Source organism: Geodermatophilus sp. SYSU D01180 (genome assembly GCF_054050415.1).
On the sequence record NZ_JBJGZH010000007.1, the window covers coordinates 1 to 16,102 of the forward strand.

Sequence of the window (16,102 nt, forward strand, 5' to 3'; positions counted from 1 at the left end):
CCCGGGGCGTCGACCGACGCCCCGGGCCACCGCCCCGCCCGGAGACGGGCTCCCCGCACCACCGATCGACCCCGGAGCAACGGTGACCGCCACGAAGGCCCCGACCCCACCCCCGTCGCAGGAGCGCGTCGTGCGCCGGGCGGGGGACCGCATCTTCGCCGGCAGCGCCAAGGGCTCCGGCATCTTCATCCTGCTGGTGCTCGCGGGCGTGGCCGCGTTCCTCATCAGCGAGGCGATCCCCGCCCTCACCGCCCCGGCGGAGGACATCCCCGGCGGCGAGGGCCTGGCCACCTACATCGGCCCGCTGATCCTCGGCACGCTCCTCGGCGCCGTCCTCGCCCTGATCGTGGCGACGCCGCTCGCGGTGGGCATCGCGCTCTTCGTCACCTACTACGCGCCCCGCCGCATCGCGGCCGGCCTCGGCTACGTGATCGACCTGCTCGCGGCCATCCCCAGCGTCGTCTACGGCTTCTGGGGGCTCGCGGTCCTCGCGCCGTCGCTGGTGCCGTTCCACGTGTGGGCCGCCGACAACCTGAGCTGGCTGCCGTTCTTCGCCGGCCCGGCCTCCACCAGCGGCCGCACGATGTTCACCGTCGGGCTGGTGCTCGCGGTCATGATCCTGCCGATCATCTCGGCCATCTCCCGCGAGGTCTTCAGCCAGGCCCCGGCCCTGCACCGCGAGGCCGCCCTCGCCCTCGGCGCGACGCGCTGGGAGATGATCAAGATGGCGGTGCTGCCCTACGGCAAGTCCGGCGTCATCGCCGGCGCGATGCTGGGCCTGGGCCGCGCGCTCGGCGAGACCATGGCGGTGGCCATCGTGCTCTCGGGCGGCGCCGGGGCCACGCTCAACCTGATCAGCAGCTCGAACCCGTCGACGATCGCGTCGAACATCGCCCTGCGCTTCCCCGAGGCCACCGGCCTGGGCATCAACACCCTGATCGCCAGCGGCCTGGTGCTCTTCGTCATCACCCTCGCGGTCAACATGATCGCCCGCTGGATCGTCAACCGGCGCGCCGACTTCTCCGGAGCCAACTGATGAGCACCTCCACGCAGTCGACGCTGCAGGTCGCCCCGGACCCGTCCGGCCCGGTCCCGCGCCGGTCCCGCCTCCCCCGGTTCGCCGCGGTGGGGCTCTACGCCGCCGGCATCGCCGTCGGGGCGCTCCTGTCGGCGCTCACCGGCTTCAGCATCGCGCTGACGGTCGTCTACGGCGCGGTCCTGGGCACGCTGGCCGTGTACGTCGGGTCCCGGGTCGTCGAGGGGAGCCGCAAGGCCTCCGACCGCCTGGTCACCGCGCTGGTGACCACCGCCTTCGCGATCGCGATGATCCCGCTGGTCTCGCTGGTCTACACGGTGCTCGAGAAGGGCCTGGCCCGCTTCGACGCCATGTTCTTCAGCAACTCGATGTTCCGGGTCGTGGGCGAGGGCGGCGGCGCCTACCACGCCATCCTCGGCACGGTGATCATCACCGCCGTGACCGCGGTGATCTCGGTGCCGATCGGCCTGCTGACCGCGATCTACCTCGTCGAGTACGGCACCGGCCGGCTGAAGAAGGCGATCACCTTCTTCGTCGACGTCATGACCGGCATCCCGTCGATCGTCGCCGGCCTGTTCGCGTTCGCGCTGTTCACGTTGCTGTTCGGCAACGACGTCCGGCTCGGCCTCATGGGGTCCGCGGCCCTCTCGGTGCTCATGATCCCGGTCGTCGTCCGCTCCTGCGAGGAGGTCCTCAAGCTCGTCCCCAACGAGCTGCGCGAGGCCAGCTACGCCCTGGGCGTGCCCAAGTGGCGGACGATCGTCAAGGTGGTCCTGCCGACCGCCGTCGCCGGTCTCGGCACCGGCATCACCCTCGCCGTGGCGCGCGTCATCGGCGAGACCGCGCCCCTGCTCATCACCGTCGGCCTGATCACCGGCACGAACCTCAACCCGTTCGACGGGCGGATGGCGACGCTCCCGGTGTTCGCCTACTACCAGCTCACGCAGCCGGGTACCAACACCCAGGCGTTCCTCGACCGGGCCTGGACGGCGGCACTCGTCCTCATCATCCTGGTGATGGTCCTCAACGTCGTGGCCCGCCTGATCAGCCGCTTCTTCGCCCCCAAGACCGGTCGCTGACCGACCCCGACCCGGAGGATCCCCCCGTGGCCAAGCGCATCGAGGTCTCCGACCTCAACATCTACTACGGCAACTTCCTGGCCGTGGAGGGCGTGAACGTCTCCATCGAGCCGCGCAGCATCACCGCGCTGATCGGGCCGTCGGGCTGCGGGAAGTCGACCTTCCTGCGCTCGCTCAACCGCATGCACGAGGTCATCCCCGGCGCCCGCGTCGAGGGCAAGGTCGTCATGGACGGCCAGGACCTCTACGGCGCCGACACCGACCCGGTCGACGTCCGCCGGCAGATCGGCATGGTCTTCCAGCGGCCCAACCCGTTCCCGACGATGTCGATCTACGACAACGTCATCGCCGGCAACCGGCTCAACAACAAGCGGATGAAGAAGTCCGAGACCGACGAGCTGGTCGAGCGCTCGCTGCGCGGCGCCAACCTGTGGGACGAGGTCAAGGACCGGCTGGGCCGCCCCGGCTCGGGCCTGTCGGGCGGTCAGCAGCAGCGGCTGTGCATCGCCCGCGCGATCGCCGTCGAGCCCGACGTGCTGCTCATGGACGAGCCCTGCTCGGCCCTGGACCCGATCTCCACGCTGGCCATCGAGGACCTGATGACCGAGCTCAAGGAGCGGTTCACCATCGTCATCGTCACGCACAACATGCAGCAGGCGGCGCGGGTGAGCCAGTCCACCGGGTTCTTCAACCTCAACGGCGTGGGCCAGCCCGGCCGGCTCATCGAGTTCAACCCGACCGAGAAGATCTTCAGCAACCCCGACCAGAAGGCGACCGAGGACTACATCTCCGGCCGCTTCGGGTGATCCCCTCCGCTCCGTCCGCGGGCCCGGTCAGCTGCTGCTGACCGGGCCCGCGGCCGTTCGGCACCCGGGGTCCTTGCGCGCGCTCGTGCTCTGCCGCCGATGCGGACCAGGGCACGAGCCGGCCCGCGCCCCTCCCTCTCGCGCGCTCGTGCCCTGCCCCGTGAGACGGGGCAGAGCACGAGCGGCTGCACGGAGCCCCACCCGGCGGGGCGCTCGGTCAGCAGCTGACGGGCGCGGCGGCGGTCGTCGTGGAGGGCGCCGCCGGGGTCTCGGGAGCCGGAGGCGCGGCGGCCACGGCCGGGGCGGGGGCGGGGGGCACCTGCACCGGGACGACGCCGGTGTAGCCGGGGCCGAGGACCAACTGGACGGTGTCGCCGATGGCGTCGCTGGGCTGCAGGACGGCGCCGGGGACGGCGGCGGCCACGGTGCGCGCCTGCTCGACCACCCCGGGGCCGTGCCGGACGACGGTCTGGTTGACCGTGCCGCGCTCGTTGCCGACCTGGCCCACGGTGAAGCCCTGCTGGCGCAGCAGGTCGCCCACGGTCGAGGCCAGCCCGGTGGTGGCGGTGCCGTTGAGGACGTCGACGGTGACGGCGGCCGGCGCCACGGTGAGCGGCTGGGCGGCCGGGCTGGCGGGCGGCTGCTCGGGCGCGGTGGCGGCGGGGTCGGCCGCCGGGGTCGCCTCCGGGGCCTCGGCCGCGGCCGGGTCCGCCGGAGTGGCGGCCGCCGCGGCGACCGGGGTGGCCAGCTCGGCGGGCACGGTGCTGTCCTCGATGACGTCGTCGAACAGCGTGCGGGTGGCCGGGCCGTCGAGCAGCACGTACGCCTGGTCGCTGCCGGCCGGCACGTAGCCGACCTGCGCCACCGGCAGGCTCGCCCGCTGGACCGCGTCCCCCTCGAGGTCGCCCAGCGCCGAGGCCAGCGTGCGGAGGTCGCCGAGCGTCGTCTGCTCGTCGACGGTGAGCGCGTCGGCGGACCGCGTGAGGAAGCGGGTGAGGTCGTAGGTGTTGGCCAGCGTCCCGACGGTCATCGCCGAGCGCAGGGTGGCCGACAGCAGCACCTGCGTGCGCTCGGCGGCGGCGACCCCGGTGACGTCGGAGCCGGCGTCGCCGGGCGCGAGGTAGCGGCCGGCCTGCGCCCCGGTCAGCTCCGACGTGCCGGCCGGCAGCGGCGCGGCCGAGGCGGCGTCGGCGGGACCGGTGGTGGGCAGGCAGACGCTGACGCCGCCGACGGCGTCGACCATCGCCGGGAGGCGGCCGAGGTCGACGGCGAGGTAGTGGTCGACGCGCAGCCCGGACAGCTGCTGCACCGCGCGGACCATGCACGAGGGGCCGCCGGCCAGCAACGACGCAGCGAACGCCTCGGAGACGGGCTCGCGGGCGGCGCCGTCGTCGGTCCGGCAGGCGGGGGTGTCGACCCACGCCGTCGGCGGGACGCTGACCAGGACCGCGCGCTGCTCGTCCGCGGCGACGTGCACCAGCAGCGTGGTGACCGAGGCCGGCCCGTCGGTGCCGGGGAGGTCGGTGCCGACGACGAGGTAGGTGGTCGACCCGTCCTGCAGCTGCGGGGCGATGACCTCCGGCCCCTCGGGGGCGAGGGCGGCGACGCGGGCGATGCTGCGGTCGACGTAGGCGTACAGGCCGGCGTGGTAGCCGACCACGAGGCCGAACAGCACGCCGAGGGCCACGGCGGCGCGGACCAGCCGGCGGCGGCCGGGGCTGCGCGGCGGGCGGGGGGTCACGGGCCGGCGGGTGCTGCCGGCGCCGGACATCGCCGGGCCGTCGAGGCCGGGGATCGGCGGGTGTGCGGGGCGGCCGGGCAGCGGCGGGACCGGGCGGGAGTACTGGACACCCACGGCCGGCGTGCCGGGCAGCGGCGGGACGGGGCGGGAGTGCTGCACGCCGGCCGGCGGGACCGAGGCGGGGCGCGGGACCCCCGTCGGCGGGGTGCTGGGCAGTGGCGGGACCGAGGCGGGGCGCGGGACGCCCGTCGGCGGGGTGCCGGGCAGCGGCGGGACGGGGCGCGAGTACTGGACGCCGGCCGGCGCGGCGGGGACCGGCGGCAGCCCGCGGCGGGGCTCCTCGGCGGGGGTGGCCGCCGGGGACGGGGCGGGCGGCGGCGCGGCGGCGGTGCCGGGCACGGGCGGCTTCGGCCCGCGGTGCGGGGGCAGCGACTCGCCGGGCTCCAGCGGGATGGGCACCTCACCGGTGCGGCGCGCGGCGCGGCGGCCGGTGGCGCCGCCCTGGCGGGCGAGCAACTGCTCGACGGTCACCGGACCCGGCGCGTCGCCGCCCTCGGCCCGGTCGTCCCCCCGCTCGTCCCGCACCGCTGTCGATCCCATCGTCGTGGTCCGTGCCGTTGCACACCGCACGCGCGGCAGTACTCAACGATACGGGCGGAAGGCCCTTGCGACCGGTTGCGCGCGGCGTGACCCGCCGGGCGGGTCGCGTATCCGCAGGCCACGAACGAGGGAGGGGCGGTCGGCGGACGGGCGGCGTCCCGCGCGCGGACGTAGCGTCGGCGCGTGCGGCTGCCCTCGATCCCCGGTCCCTCCGACGTCTTCTCCGCCGTCGAGAGCCTGCGCGACGGCGTCGCCGAGGCGCTCGCGCTCCTGCCCCGGGTGGCCGCGGCGGTCGGGCGGCTCGAGGGGCTGCTCGTCCGCGTCGACGCCGTCGTGGACCGCGCGGAACGCCTGGTCGACCGGGTCGACGGCGCGGTGACCGCCCTGGACTCCACGCGGCAGCGCGCCGACGAGCTGGTCGCCGGCGCCGGGTCGACGCTGCAGGCGGCCGACGCCGCGATCACCGCGGTCGGCGGGACGCAGCAGAAGGCCGACGCCGCGATCAGCGCCGTCGAGGGCACCCAGCGCCGCGCGGACGCCGCCATCGGTGCGGTCGAGCAGACCCAGTCCCGCGCGGACGCCGCCATCGGCGCCGTCGAGCAGACCCAGTCCCGCGCCGACGCCGCCATCGGCGCCGTCGAGGGCACCCAGACGCGCGCCGACCGCGCGATCGAGGCCGTCGAGGGCACGCAGCGGAAGGCCGACGACGCCATCGCGGCGGTGGGCACCACCATCGGGCGGGCACAGGACGCCGTCGGGCGGGCCGAGGGCGCGGTCGACCGCGCCGAGGGCACGCTCGGGCGGGCGGACGGCGCGGTCACCGCCGCCGAGGGGCTGGTCGGGCGGATCGACCCGCTGCTGGCCGGCTACGAGGAGCCGCTGACGCGGCTGGCGCCGTCGGTGCGGCGGCTGGCCGAGACGCTCGACCCGCACGAGGTGGAGGCGCTCGTCCGGCTGGTGGACCGGCTGCCGGAGCTGGTCACGCACCTCGACGAGACGATGCTGCCGGTGCTGGAGTCGCTGGGCGACGTCGGCAGCGACGTCCACGACCTCGTCGACACGATGCAGGACATCCGCGAGGTGGTGAAGGGCTTCCCCGGCTCCAAGCTGTTCCGCCGGCGCGGCCGCGATGAGATCGCCGAGGACGAGAACGCCGAGGGGGCCCAGGAGCGCACCGGCTCCTGAGCCCCCTCGACTCCCGCTCGTCCCGCCGGTCAGGTCTCGGTCGGGTACCCCAGCGCGCGAGCGACGTCGCCGATCCGCTCGTAGGTCTCGCCCTCGGGCAGCCGGCGCAGCTCGTCGACCACCGCGTCGGTCGCCCGGTGGTCGAGCGCGGCCTCGACCAGCCCCGGGCCGTCGTTCGGGAAGTCGGCCCGCACCAGCCAGCGCGCCAGCTCCGCGCGGGCGACCACGGCTTCCTCGGTCATCCCGACGGGGACGCCGCCGACCAGGGTGCCCGCGGGGTCCGCGGCGATGTCCGGCTCGCCCTCGGCGACCGGCTCGACCTCCCGGAACTCCTCGGCCCGGGTGGCCCGCTCGGCCTTCAGCATCCCCTGGATCTCGTGCTCCAGCTCCTCGTCGAGCCGCGGGTTGTGCTTGTTGCTGCGCGACGACACACCAGCGAACCCGTCGTCCATCTCGCTCACGATCGCCTCCCTGTCCCTGTGACTACTTCTCGTCGAGCGCGGAGGGCTTGTGCACCGCCGTCTTGCCGCTCTTGTCGCTCTTCACCTCGTACTGGGGGTCGTCCGAGCTGGCCTTCACCTTCCGGCCGCCGGCCTCCGTCTCCTCCGTGATCTTCCGGGTGACGGTCCCCTCGGCCTTGCTGCCGTGGCTGTTCCAGGTGACGTGGTCACCCTTCTCGAAGTCGTCGGCCATCGTCGGACCTCCACGTCGTCGGGTCGTCCCTCCCCCGTGCCCGGCGTCCGGAGCGCACACACATCGGTACCGGCAGCGACGGAGATCACCCTCCGGAGCGCCAGCGTCACCCGCTCGTGCGGTGGCAGGACCGCCGCGCTCACGTAGCGTGTCCGGTGACGGGGACCGGACGAGCGAACCTCCTGCTGAGAGTCGAGCAGCGGTGACGCTCGGTGAGGCGCCCGTCCTCGATCGCCGGCCCGGTCGACCCCATTCCCCCGGGGTCGGCCGGGTCGGCCCCGTTCACAGCCCGGTCCCTACGCTCGCCGGCGTGACCGATCCCGCCGGCCCGCCCGCTCCCGCTGACGGGGACCACCTGCCGGGCAGCCCCCGCCCCGTCGACGTCCTCACCGTCGTCTCCGTCGCCGACGTCACCCCGTCGGTGCGCCGGGTCGTGCTCTCGGGGACCCCGGACGCCGTCGCCGCGGCCGGGCCCACGGTCAACCTGCTGGTGCCCCGCGTGGGGGACCCGGAGCCGCGGTGGCCGGCGGTCGCCCGGGACGGCCGCGTCGTGTGGCCGGCCGGGGCGCACGGCGTCAGCCTGCGCAGCTACACCGCCCGCCGCCAGGACACCGCCTGCGGCGAGGTGGAGATCGACTTCGTGCTGCACGGCGACGGCCCGGCCGCCGCCTGGGCCGGCGCGGCGGCACCGGGCGCCCTGCTGGGCGTGGCCGGCGGTGGCCCGCTGGGCGACCGGCCGGCCGGCACGCTGCTCCTCGCCGGCGACGAGACGGCGCTGCCGGCCATCAGCCGCATCCTGGCCGCGGCCGGCCCGGACACGGTCGGGACGGCGCTGCTCGAGGTCGCCGGGCCGGAGGAGGAGCAGTCGCTCGCCGCGCCGGCCGGCGTCGAGGTCCGCTGGCTGCACCGCGGCGGGACGCCGCCCGGCGAGAGCACCCTGCTCGCCGACGCCGTGGCCGCGACCGAGCGCCCGGCCGGCGAGGACGTCTTCGCCTGGGTGGCCGCCGAGTCGGCCGCCGTCCGGGCGGTGCGCGCCGACCTGCGCGGCCGCTGGGGGCTCACCCGCGCCCAGCACCACGCGATCGGCTACTGGCGGCGCGGCCGCGCGATGGCGCCCGCGGGCTAGCGGGGCCGTCCCCAGGGAACTCACAGGTAGCGTCCAGGGGGACTGCAGTTCCGCGGCAGAGTCTCGGGGCATGACGACAGCAGCCAGGCGTCCGACGGGAGTTGTCGTGACGGGAGCCCGCACCGCTCGACCGGCCGCCCCGGAGGCGCGCCTCCTGGTGGTCGACGACGAGCCCAACATCCGCGAGCTGCTCTCCGCAAGCCTGCGCTACGCCGGCTTCGAGGTGGCGACGGCGTCCGACGGCCAGCAGGCGCTCGCCCTGGCCTCGACGTTCCGCCCCGACCTGCTGGTCCTCGACGTGATGATGCCGGGCCTGGACGGCTTCGGCGTCGTCCGCCGGCTGCGCGAGAGCGGCCGGCACACACCGGTGCTGTTCCTCACCGCGCGGGACGCGGCCGAGGACAAGGTCTCCGGGCTCACCCTCGGCGGCGACGACTACGTGACCAAGCCGTTCAGCCTCGACGAGGTGCTCGCCCGCATCCGGGCGGTGCTGCGCCGCAGCGCCGGCCAGCAGCGCGCCGTCGAGACCAGCCGGCTCACCTTCGCCGACATCGAGCTCGACGAGGAGTCGCACGAGGTGGTCAAGGCCGGGCAGGTGGTGAGCCTGTCCCCCACCGAGTTCAAGCTGCTGCGCTACCTCATGGCCAACGCCGGGCGGGTGCTGTCGAAGGCGCAGATCCTGGACCACGTGTGGAACTACGACTTCAACGGCGAGGCCAACGTCGTCGAGTCCTACATCTCCTACCTGCGGCGCAAGGTGGACACCACCGAGCCGCGCCTGCTGCACACCATCCGCGGGGTGGGCTACACCCTGCGCCTGCCCCGCGGCGCGTGAGCACTCCCCCGGGTCCTCCTCCCGGAGCGGCGCCCCGCAGCGGCCCCCGCCTCCCGCGGGTGCCGCTGCGGTTCACGCTCGTCGCGATGCTGCTGGTCCTGGTGACCCTCGCGCTGGTCGCCACCGGGGTGGCGGCGACGTCGCTGCTGAAGCGCTACCTGGTCGACCAGCTGGACCAGCAGCTGGAGAGCACGCTGCGCGAGACGGCCGGCTCGCAGGACTACCTCACCGACTGCCTGTTCGGCAGCCGCCAGCGCTACCTGGCCCCGGGCAACTACCTGGCGTGCGTGGTGCCCGGGGACGAGGAGCCGGTGGTGCTCTCCGGCCCGGACGACGAGGACGACCTGCCCGCCCTCGACTCCGACGACGTCGCCGCGATCGCGGCCCGGGCGGCGGAACCCGGCGGACCGCCCCAGGACGGCGGCCCCGGCCGGTCGCTGGCGCAGACGGTGGCCTCCGGCGACGGCGACACCTACTGGCGGGTCACGGCTGCGGAGCTGCCCGGTGGGCTGGTGCTCGTCGTCGGCGGGGACCTCGACCGCGACGACCGGGTGATCGCGCGGCTGGTGGCCATCGAGGTCGTCGTCGGCCTGGTGGTGCTGGGCGCCCTGGGCGTGGCCGGGTACTGGCTGGTGCGCAGCAGCCTGCGCCCGCTCGCCGAGGTGGAGCGCACCGCGCAGGCGATCGCCGCCGGCGACCTCTCGCAGCGGGTGGCGCCGGGCGACAGCCGCACCGAGGTCGGCCGGCTGTCCCAGGCGCTCAACGGCATGCTCGCCCGGATCGAGGACTCGTTCCGCGCCCAGCGGGCCTCCGAGGAGCAGGCCCGGGCGTCGGAGGAGCGGATGCGCCGGTTCGTCGCCGACGCCAGCCACGAACTCCGGACGCCGCTGACCTCCATCCGCGGCTTCGCCGAGCTCTACCGGCAGGGCGCCGTCACCGACCCGGAGGAGACCGCCCGGCTGATGCAGCGCATCGAGAGCGAGGGCGGCCGGATGGGCGTCCTGGTCGAGGACCTGCTGCAGCTGGCCCGGCTGGACATGCAGCGGCCGCTGTCGATCGCGCCGGTCGACCTGGCCGAGGTCGCCGGCGACGCCGTCCACGACGCGCGGGTCCTGCAGCCGGACCGGCCGGTCGGCCTGCACCTGGACGACTCCCTCACCGAGGTCCCGGTGGTCCTCGGCGACGAGGCGCGGTTGCGCCAGGTGGTCGGGAACCTGGTGACCAACGCGCTGGTGCACACGCCCGAGACCGCCCGGGTGACCGTCTCCATCGGCGAGGACACCAGCGGCGGCGGTGACCTGGTGGTGCTGCGGGTGGCCGACGAGGGCCCGGGCATGGCGCCCGGGGACGCCGCCCGGGTGTTCGAGCGCTTCTACCGGGCCGACGCCTCGCGCAGCCGGGTGGCCGGCGGCACCGGGCTGGGCCTGTCGATCGTGGCCTCGCTGGTCGCCGCGCACGGCGGGGAGGTCTCCCTGGACACCGCCCCCGGCCGCGGCGCGGCCTTCACCGTGCGGCTCCCCCGCTCGGGTCCCGAGGTGCCCGGCGTCCCGGGCGGCACCCCCGGCGCGGCGCCCGGGCCCGCGCCCGCCGGTCCCCCCGGGCAGCCCGCCGAGCCCGCGGGGCTACCGTCCGCCGGTGAGCACTGACAGCGGAGGAGCCCCCTACGACGCCGCGCTGATGACCGCGGTCGCCGACCTGGGCGACGCCCTGCGCGGCCTGGTCCACGCCTCCGTGCGCACCGCCGTCCCCGCCGCGGACCTGCAGGAGGTCGCCGCGGCCGTGCGGGCCGCCACCGGCCGGCTCACCGCCGCGGTCCGCCCGCCGGGGCAGCTGCCGGCGCTGGACGACCCGGTGCGCTTCCGGCGCGTCTACAACCCGGTGGCCGGGGTCGGCAGCGCCTTCGCGCCGCCGCTGCGGCTGCGCGAGGAACCCGGCGGCGTCGTCGGCGAGGTGTCCTTCGGCCTGGCCTACGAGGGGCCGCCCGGCTTCCTGCACGGCGGGATGAGCGGCCTGGTGATGGACCAGGTGCTGGGCGCGGCCACGATCCGCGCGGGACTGTGGGGCATGACCGCCCGGCTGGAGCTGGACTACCGGCGGCCGGTGCCGCTGGACACCCCCGTCGTCTGCCGCGGCCGGGTGACCGAGGCCGGCGGCCGCAAGTCGGTCGTCACCGGCACCATCGCGCTCGCCGACGCGCCCGACCGGCCGCTGGTCGAGGCGCGGGCGGTGTTCGTGCTGCCGCGCGAGGACCTGCGCGCCGAGTACTTCGCGCGGGTCACCGACGCCTCCGGCCGGCACGCCCCGCCCTCGCGCCCCACCGACGCCACCGCCCCCGGAGCCGGGGAGTGAGGGACGTCGAGGTCGCCGCGGCCGCCGCCCGGGCGGCCGCGGGCGTCCTGACCGACCTGCGTGCCGGCGGGCTGAACGGCCGCCCCCTCGGCGACGCCGGCGACGCCGCGGCCCAGCGGGCGATCACCGCCGTCCTCGCCGCCGAGCGCCCCGACGACGTCGTCTTCAGCGAGGAGGCGGCCGACGACCGCAGCCGGCTGGAGGCCGGGCGGGTGTGGATCGTCGACCCGCTGGACGGCACCCGGGAGTACGGCGAGACGGAACGGTCCGACTTCGCCGTCCACGTGGCGCTGTGGGTGCGCGGGACGCTGGCCGCCGGCGCCGTCGCGCTGCCCGCCGTCGGGGAGGTGCTGGTGACCGACCCGGCGCCGGCCCTGCCCCCGCCGGTGGCCCGCCCGCCGCGGATCGCGGTGAGCCGGACCCGGCCGCCGGCGCAGGCCGACGCGGCCGCCGCGGCGGTCGGCGGCGAGCTGGTGCCGCTGGGCTCGGCCGGGTTCAAGGTGACCGCGGTGGTCCGCGGCGAGGTCGACGCCTACGTGCACGCCGGCGGGATGTACCAGTGGGACTCGGCGGCGCCGGTCGCCGTCGCGCTGGCCGCGGGGCTGACCGCGGTCCGGCTGGACGGGTCGCCGCTCCGCTACAACCAGCCCGACCCCTCGCTGCCCGACCTCCTGGTGTGCCGCCCCGAGCTGGCCGCGGACCTGCTGACCGCCGTGCGCCGGTAGCCGGCGAGGGGCCGGGCCGGGACGCTCGACCCGGTGACGGACACTGGTGGGGTGACGACCCCCGACTACCGGCTCACGCAGCTGGAGACGCTCGAGGCCGAGTCGATCCACGTCATCCGGGAGGTGGCCGCCGAGCTCGAGCGGCCGGTGCTGCTGTTCTCCGGCGGCAAGGACTCCATCGTCATGCTGGAGCTGGCCCGCAAGGCGTTCGCGCCGGCGCGCATCCCGTTCCCGGTGATGCACGTCGACACCGGCCTGAACTTCCCCGACGTCCTCGAGTTCCGGGACAAGCGGGTGGCCGAGCTGGGCGTGGAGCTCGTCGTCGCCTCGGTGCCCGACGCGATGGCCCGCGGCCTGGTCCGCGAGGAGCCCAACGGCTCGCGCAACCGGATCCAGACGCCGGTGCTGCTCGAGGCGGTGGAGGAGCACGGCTTCACCGCGCTGTTCGGCGGCGCCCGGCGCGACGAGGACAAGGCGCGGGCCAAGGAGCGGGTGTTCTCCTTCCGCGACGAGTTCGGCCAGTGGGACCCGAAGAACCAGCGGCCGGAGCTGTGGGACCTCTACAACGGGCGCATCCACCTGGGCGAGTCGATCCGGGTGTTCCCGCTGTCGAACTGGACCGAGCTCGACATCTGGCAGTACATCGCCCGGGAGGGCATCGAGATCCCGGCCCTGTACCTCGCGCAGGAGCGGGAGGTCGTCGAGCGGCAGGGGATGCTCTACGCGGTCAACGAGTTCGTGCGCCCGCGGGAGGGTGAGCGGGTGTCCCGCGAGACGGTGCGCTACCGCACCGTCGGCGACGCCAACCTGACCGCGGCGGTGCGCTCGGAGGCCTGCACGGTGGAGGAGGTCATCGCCGAGATCGCGGTGACCCGCATGACCGAGCGCGGCGCCACCCGCGGCGACGACAAGGTCAGCGACGCGGCGATGGAGGACCGGAAGAAGGAGGGCTACTTCTAGCGCGACGCCGGCGGCGGAAGCGCAGCAGGGCGACGGCGGTGACGGCGAGCAGCAGCAGCCCCGCCGGCCAGGCCACCGCCTCGGGCGCCGCGACGCCGAGCGCCTCCGCGACGACGTAACCGACCGCGTACCCCGCGACGACGACCAGCAGCACCGGGACGAGGAACACGAAGCCGCCCACGGCTGCTCCTCCCCGCGGGACCCGGGTGGTCCCGCTCACACCAGCGTCCCCGATCGCGGGCCCCGGTGCCGCGGCTGGGACGATGGGGGCCATGCCCGAGCAGTCCGCGGTCGACGTCCACTCCCCCGCCGCCGAGCAGGCAGCCGAGATCGCGACGGCGCGCAAGGACATCCTCCGCATCGCCACCGCCGGCTCGGTCGACGACGGCAAGAGCACGCTGATCGGCCGGCTGCTCTACGACAGCAAGGCCGTGTTCGAGGACCAGTACGCGGCGATCGAGCGGGCCAGCAAGGGCGACTACGTCGACCTCGCGCTGCTCACCGACGGCCTGCGCGCCGAGCGCGAGCAGGGCATCACCATCGACGTCGCCTACCGGTACTTCGCCACCCCGCGGCGGACGTTCATCCTGGCCGACACCCCCGGCCACGTGCAGTACACGCGGAACATGGTCACCGGCGCCTCCACGGCCGACCTGGCGATCGTGCTGGTCGACGCGCGCAAGGGCCTGGTCGAGCAGAGCCGCCGGCACGCCTTCCTCGCGTCGCTGCTGCGGGTGCCGCACCTGGTCGTCGCGGTGAACAAGATGGACCTCGTCGACTGGTCCGAGGACGTCTACGAGCGCATCCGCGACGAGTTCACCGCGTTCGCGACGAAGCTGTCGATCCACGACCTGACCGTCGTCCCGATCTCGGCGCTGCACGGCGACAACGTGGTGACCCGGTCGGAGAACACGCCCTGGTACGGCGGGCCCTCGCTGCTGCACCACCTCGAGCACGTGCACGTCGCCGGCGACCGCAACCTCGTCGACACCCGCTTCCCGGTGCAGTACGTCGTCCGGCCGCAGTCCGACGCCTTCCACGACTACCGCGGCTACGCCGGCACCGTGGCCAGCGGCGTGCTGCGCCCCGGCGACGAGGTGCAGGTGCTGCCCAGCGGCCTGACCACCACGGTCGCGGCGATCGACGGCCCGCGCGGCCCGGTCGCCGAGGCCTTCCCGCCCATGGCGGTGACCGTGCGCCTGGCCGACGACGTCGACGTGTCCCGCGGCGACCTGGTCTGCCGGCCGGGCAACGTGCCGCAGGTGACGCAGGACCTCGACGCGCTGGTGTGCTGGATGGCCGAGGAGCCGCTGCGCCCGCGGCAGCGGCTGGCGGTCAAGCACACGACCCGCTCGGTGCGCGCGGTGGTCAAGGAGCTGACCTACCGGCTCGACGTCAACACGCTGCACCGCGACCTCGAGGCCACCGAGCTCGGCCTCAACGACATCGGCCGGGTCAAGCTGCGCACCACGCAGCCGCTGTTCGTCGACGACTACAACAGCAACCGGGTCACCGGCCGGTTCATCCTGGTCGACGAGGCCACCAACGCCACCGTCGGCGCCGGGATGCTCCCGCCGCACCGGTAGACCTCAGGTCAGCCGCACCGGGAGGACCTCGAAGCCGCGCAGCGTCTGCAGGTCGCGGCGGACCGGGCGGCCGGCCACCCGCAGCCGCGGGAACCGCTCGGTGAGCGCCCGCAGCCCGACGACGCCCTCCAGCCGGGCCAGGCCCGCGCCCAGGCAGTAGTGGATCCCGCCGGAGAAGGCCAGGTGCTCGCGGGCGTCGGCCCGGGTGGCGTCGAAGCGGGCGGGGTCGGCGAACACCGCCGGGTCCCGGTTGGCCGCGCCGAGCAGCAGGGTCACCCTCGCGCCGGCCGGCAGGGGCACCCCGGCCACCTCGGTGTCGCGGGTGATGGCGCGGCCGGTGAGCTGGACCGGGCTGTCGTGGCGCAGCACCTCCTCCACCGCGCCGCCCCAGCCCGCCGGGTCCTCCCGCAGGGCGTCCCACTGGTCGCGGTGCGCGTCGAGCAGCACGACGGCGTTGCCGAGCAGGTTGACCGTGGTCTCGAAGCCGGCGCCGAGCAGCAGCATCACCGTGGCGTGCAGCTCCCGCTCGGAGAGCGCCTCGTCGTCGGGGAGGGTGACCAGCCGGCTGACCAGGTCCTCGCCGGGGTCGGCGCGCAGCCGGGCGAAGTGCCCGCGGAGGAAGGCGTGCATGGCGCGCAGGCCGCGCTCGGCGGCCAGGTAGCGGCGCAGCGGCAGGCCGGGGTCGAGGGTGGCGGCCGCGGCGGCGCCCCAGCGCAGGAAGTCCTCGCGTCGGTCGGTGGGGACGGCGAGCAGGTCGGCGATGACCAGCACCGGCAGCTGCGCGGCGTAGACGCCGACCAGGTCGACGACGTCGTCGCGGCCGGCCAGCCGGTCCAGCAGCGCCTCGGCGGTGCGCCGCACCATCGGCTCGGAGGCCAGCGTGGCGCGCGGGGTGAAGGCACGGCTGACCAGCCGGCGGAAGCGGGTGTGGTCGGGCGGGTCCGTGACCAGCATCGACGGCGGCTCGGCCACCCCGGTGGCGTCGAGCTCGTCGCCGAAGCGCAGCGCCCACCGGACGAGGGCCGGCGCCTGCGACCGGTCCCAGCCGACAGAGGCGGCGTCCGAGCGCAGCACCGCGGTGGCGACGGCGTGCGAGGTGGTGACCGGGCCCAGCGCGCCACCGGACAGCGGGCCGCGGGCGCGCAGCTGCTCGTACAGGCCGTGGGGGTCCTCGCGGGAGGCCGGGTCGCGCAGCAGCCGGGCGACCGGGTCGCCCCGGCGGGCGGCGCGCGCGAGGTAGAGGGCGGGGAGGCCGTGGCCCAGCGCGTAGCGGGTGGCCGTGCGGGCCGGGCGCAGCAGGCGCGCCGTCGCGGCCGGGACGCCCGGAGCGGACCGGGCCGGCCGCGGGGACGTCGTCGTCACAGCACCTCCCGCCCGGCCG

Annotated in this window: 16 protein-coding genes; 11 read left to right on the forward strand and 5 right to left on the reverse strand. The window is 75.6% G+C overall.

All coding sequences use genetic code 11. The features are described 5' to 3' along the window. Positions 1-82 precede the first annotated feature (82 nt). From pstC to pstB, 3 genes are read left to right on the forward strand one after another with little or no spacing between them, the layout of a single operon-like run. The gene (gene pstC, locus ACI8AA_RS08410; protein ID WP_457044030.1) at positions 83-1,036 is read left to right on the forward strand and encodes a phosphate ABC transporter permease subunit PstC; all 954 of its coding nucleotides are present in this window, start codon (positions 83-85) and stop codon (positions 1,034-1,036) included. Continuing rightward, entirely contained in the window at positions 1,036-2,115 is a 1,080-nt protein-coding gene (gene pstA / locus ACI8AA_RS08415) for a phosphate ABC transporter permease PstA (protein ID WP_457044031.1), read from the forward strand. The genes pstC and pstA overlap by 1 nt, the downstream gene beginning before the upstream one ends. Positions 2,116-2,141: 26 nt before the next feature. Next, entirely contained in the window at positions 2,142-2,921 is a 780-nt protein-coding gene (pstB, locus tag ACI8AA_RS08420) for a phosphate ABC transporter ATP-binding protein PstB (RefSeq protein ID WP_456927567.1), read from the forward strand. Between the two features lie 217 nt (positions 2,922-3,138). On the opposite strand, the gene ACI8AA_RS08425 is transcribed toward pstB, so the two are convergent. Next, a complete protein-coding gene (locus ACI8AA_RS08425) occupies positions 3,139-5,262 on the reverse strand; it encodes an LCP family glycopolymer transferase (protein WP_457044032.1) in 2,124 nt (707 codons plus the stop codon). Positions 5,263-5,445: 183 nt separating this feature from the next. Between ACI8AA_RS08425 and ACI8AA_RS08430 the strand changes: the two genes are divergently transcribed. Then, positions 5,446-6,447 carry a hypothetical protein gene (locus ACI8AA_RS08430; protein WP_457044033.1) on the forward strand — a complete coding sequence of 334 codons (1,002 nt, stop codon included), beginning with the start codon at positions 5,446-5,448 and terminating at the stop codon, positions 6,445-6,447. A 29-nt stretch (positions 6,448-6,476) separates the two neighbouring features. On the opposite strand, the gene ACI8AA_RS08435 is transcribed toward ACI8AA_RS08430, so the two are convergent. Beyond that, entirely contained in the window at positions 6,477-6,899 is a 423-nt protein-coding gene (locus ACI8AA_RS08435; RefSeq protein ID WP_457044185.1) for a DUF2795 domain-containing protein, read from the reverse strand. 31 nt (positions 6,900-6,930) lie between these two features. Further along, positions 6,931-7,140: a DUF2945 domain-containing protein gene (locus ACI8AA_RS08440; RefSeq protein WP_457044034.1), complete on the reverse strand. Its 210-nt coding sequence runs from the start codon at positions 7,138-7,140 to the stop codon at positions 6,931-6,933. A 310-nt stretch (positions 7,141-7,450) separates the two neighbouring features. On the opposite strand from ACI8AA_RS08440, the gene ACI8AA_RS08445 reads away from it, so the two are divergent. The 6 genes from ACI8AA_RS08445 (at position 7,451) to cysD (ending at position 13,135) form a co-directional block, all read left to right on the forward strand. After that, the gene (locus tag ACI8AA_RS08445) at positions 7,451-8,266 is read left to right on the forward strand and encodes a siderophore-interacting protein (protein WP_457044035.1); all 816 of its coding nucleotides are present in this window, start codon (positions 7,451-7,453) and stop codon (positions 8,264-8,266) included. A gap of 106 nt (positions 8,267-8,372) precedes the next feature. After that, a complete protein-coding gene (locus ACI8AA_RS08450) occupies positions 8,373-9,101 on the forward strand; it encodes a response regulator transcription factor (protein ID WP_456936567.1) in 729 nt (242 codons plus the stop codon). Positions 9,102-9,160: 59 nt separating this feature from the next. Beyond that, positions 9,161-10,747 (forward strand): sensor histidine kinase, encoded by a 1,587-nt coding sequence (locus ACI8AA_RS08455; RefSeq protein WP_457044036.1) that lies wholly within the window; start codon positions 9,161-9,163, stop codon positions 10,745-10,747. Next, entirely contained in the window at positions 10,737-11,450 is a 714-nt protein-coding gene (locus ACI8AA_RS08460) for a PaaI family thioesterase (RefSeq protein WP_457044037.1), read from the forward strand. The genes ACI8AA_RS08455 and ACI8AA_RS08460 overlap by 11 nt, the downstream gene beginning before the upstream one ends. After that, the gene (locus ACI8AA_RS08465) at positions 11,447-12,175 is read left to right on the forward strand and encodes an inositol monophosphatase family protein (RefSeq protein WP_457044038.1); all 729 of its coding nucleotides are present in this window, start codon (positions 11,447-11,449) and stop codon (positions 12,173-12,175) included. Before ACI8AA_RS08460 ends, ACI8AA_RS08465 begins: the two co-directional genes overlap by 4 nt. Positions 12,176-12,226: 51 nt before the next feature. Then, entirely contained in the window at positions 12,227-13,135 is a 909-nt protein-coding gene (cysD, locus tag ACI8AA_RS08470; protein WP_457044039.1) for a sulfate adenylyltransferase subunit CysD, read from the forward strand. On the opposite strand, the gene ACI8AA_RS08475 is transcribed toward cysD, so the two are convergent. Continuing rightward, positions 13,089-13,316 carry a hypothetical protein gene (locus ACI8AA_RS08475; protein WP_457044040.1) on the reverse strand — a complete coding sequence of 76 codons (228 nt, stop codon included), beginning with the start codon at positions 13,314-13,316 and terminating at the stop codon, positions 13,089-13,091. The genes cysD and ACI8AA_RS08475 overlap by 47 nt on opposite strands. A gap of 91 nt (positions 13,317-13,407) precedes the next feature. Here ACI8AA_RS08475 and ACI8AA_RS08480 point away from each other — a divergent pair, with 91 nt between their 5' ends. Beyond that, positions 13,408-14,721, forward strand: a complete 1,314-nt coding sequence (locus ACI8AA_RS08480) for a sulfate adenylyltransferase subunit 1 (RefSeq protein ID WP_457044041.1) — start codon at positions 13,408-13,410, stop codon at positions 14,719-14,721. A gap of 3 nt (positions 14,722-14,724) precedes the next feature. Here the strand turns inward: ACI8AA_RS08480 and ACI8AA_RS08485 are convergent, their stop codons facing one another. Next, a complete protein-coding gene (locus tag ACI8AA_RS08485) occupies positions 14,725-16,083 on the reverse strand; it encodes a cytochrome P450 (RefSeq protein ID WP_457044042.1) in 1,359 nt (452 codons plus the stop codon). Between the last annotated feature and the right edge of the window lie 19 nt (positions 16,084-16,102).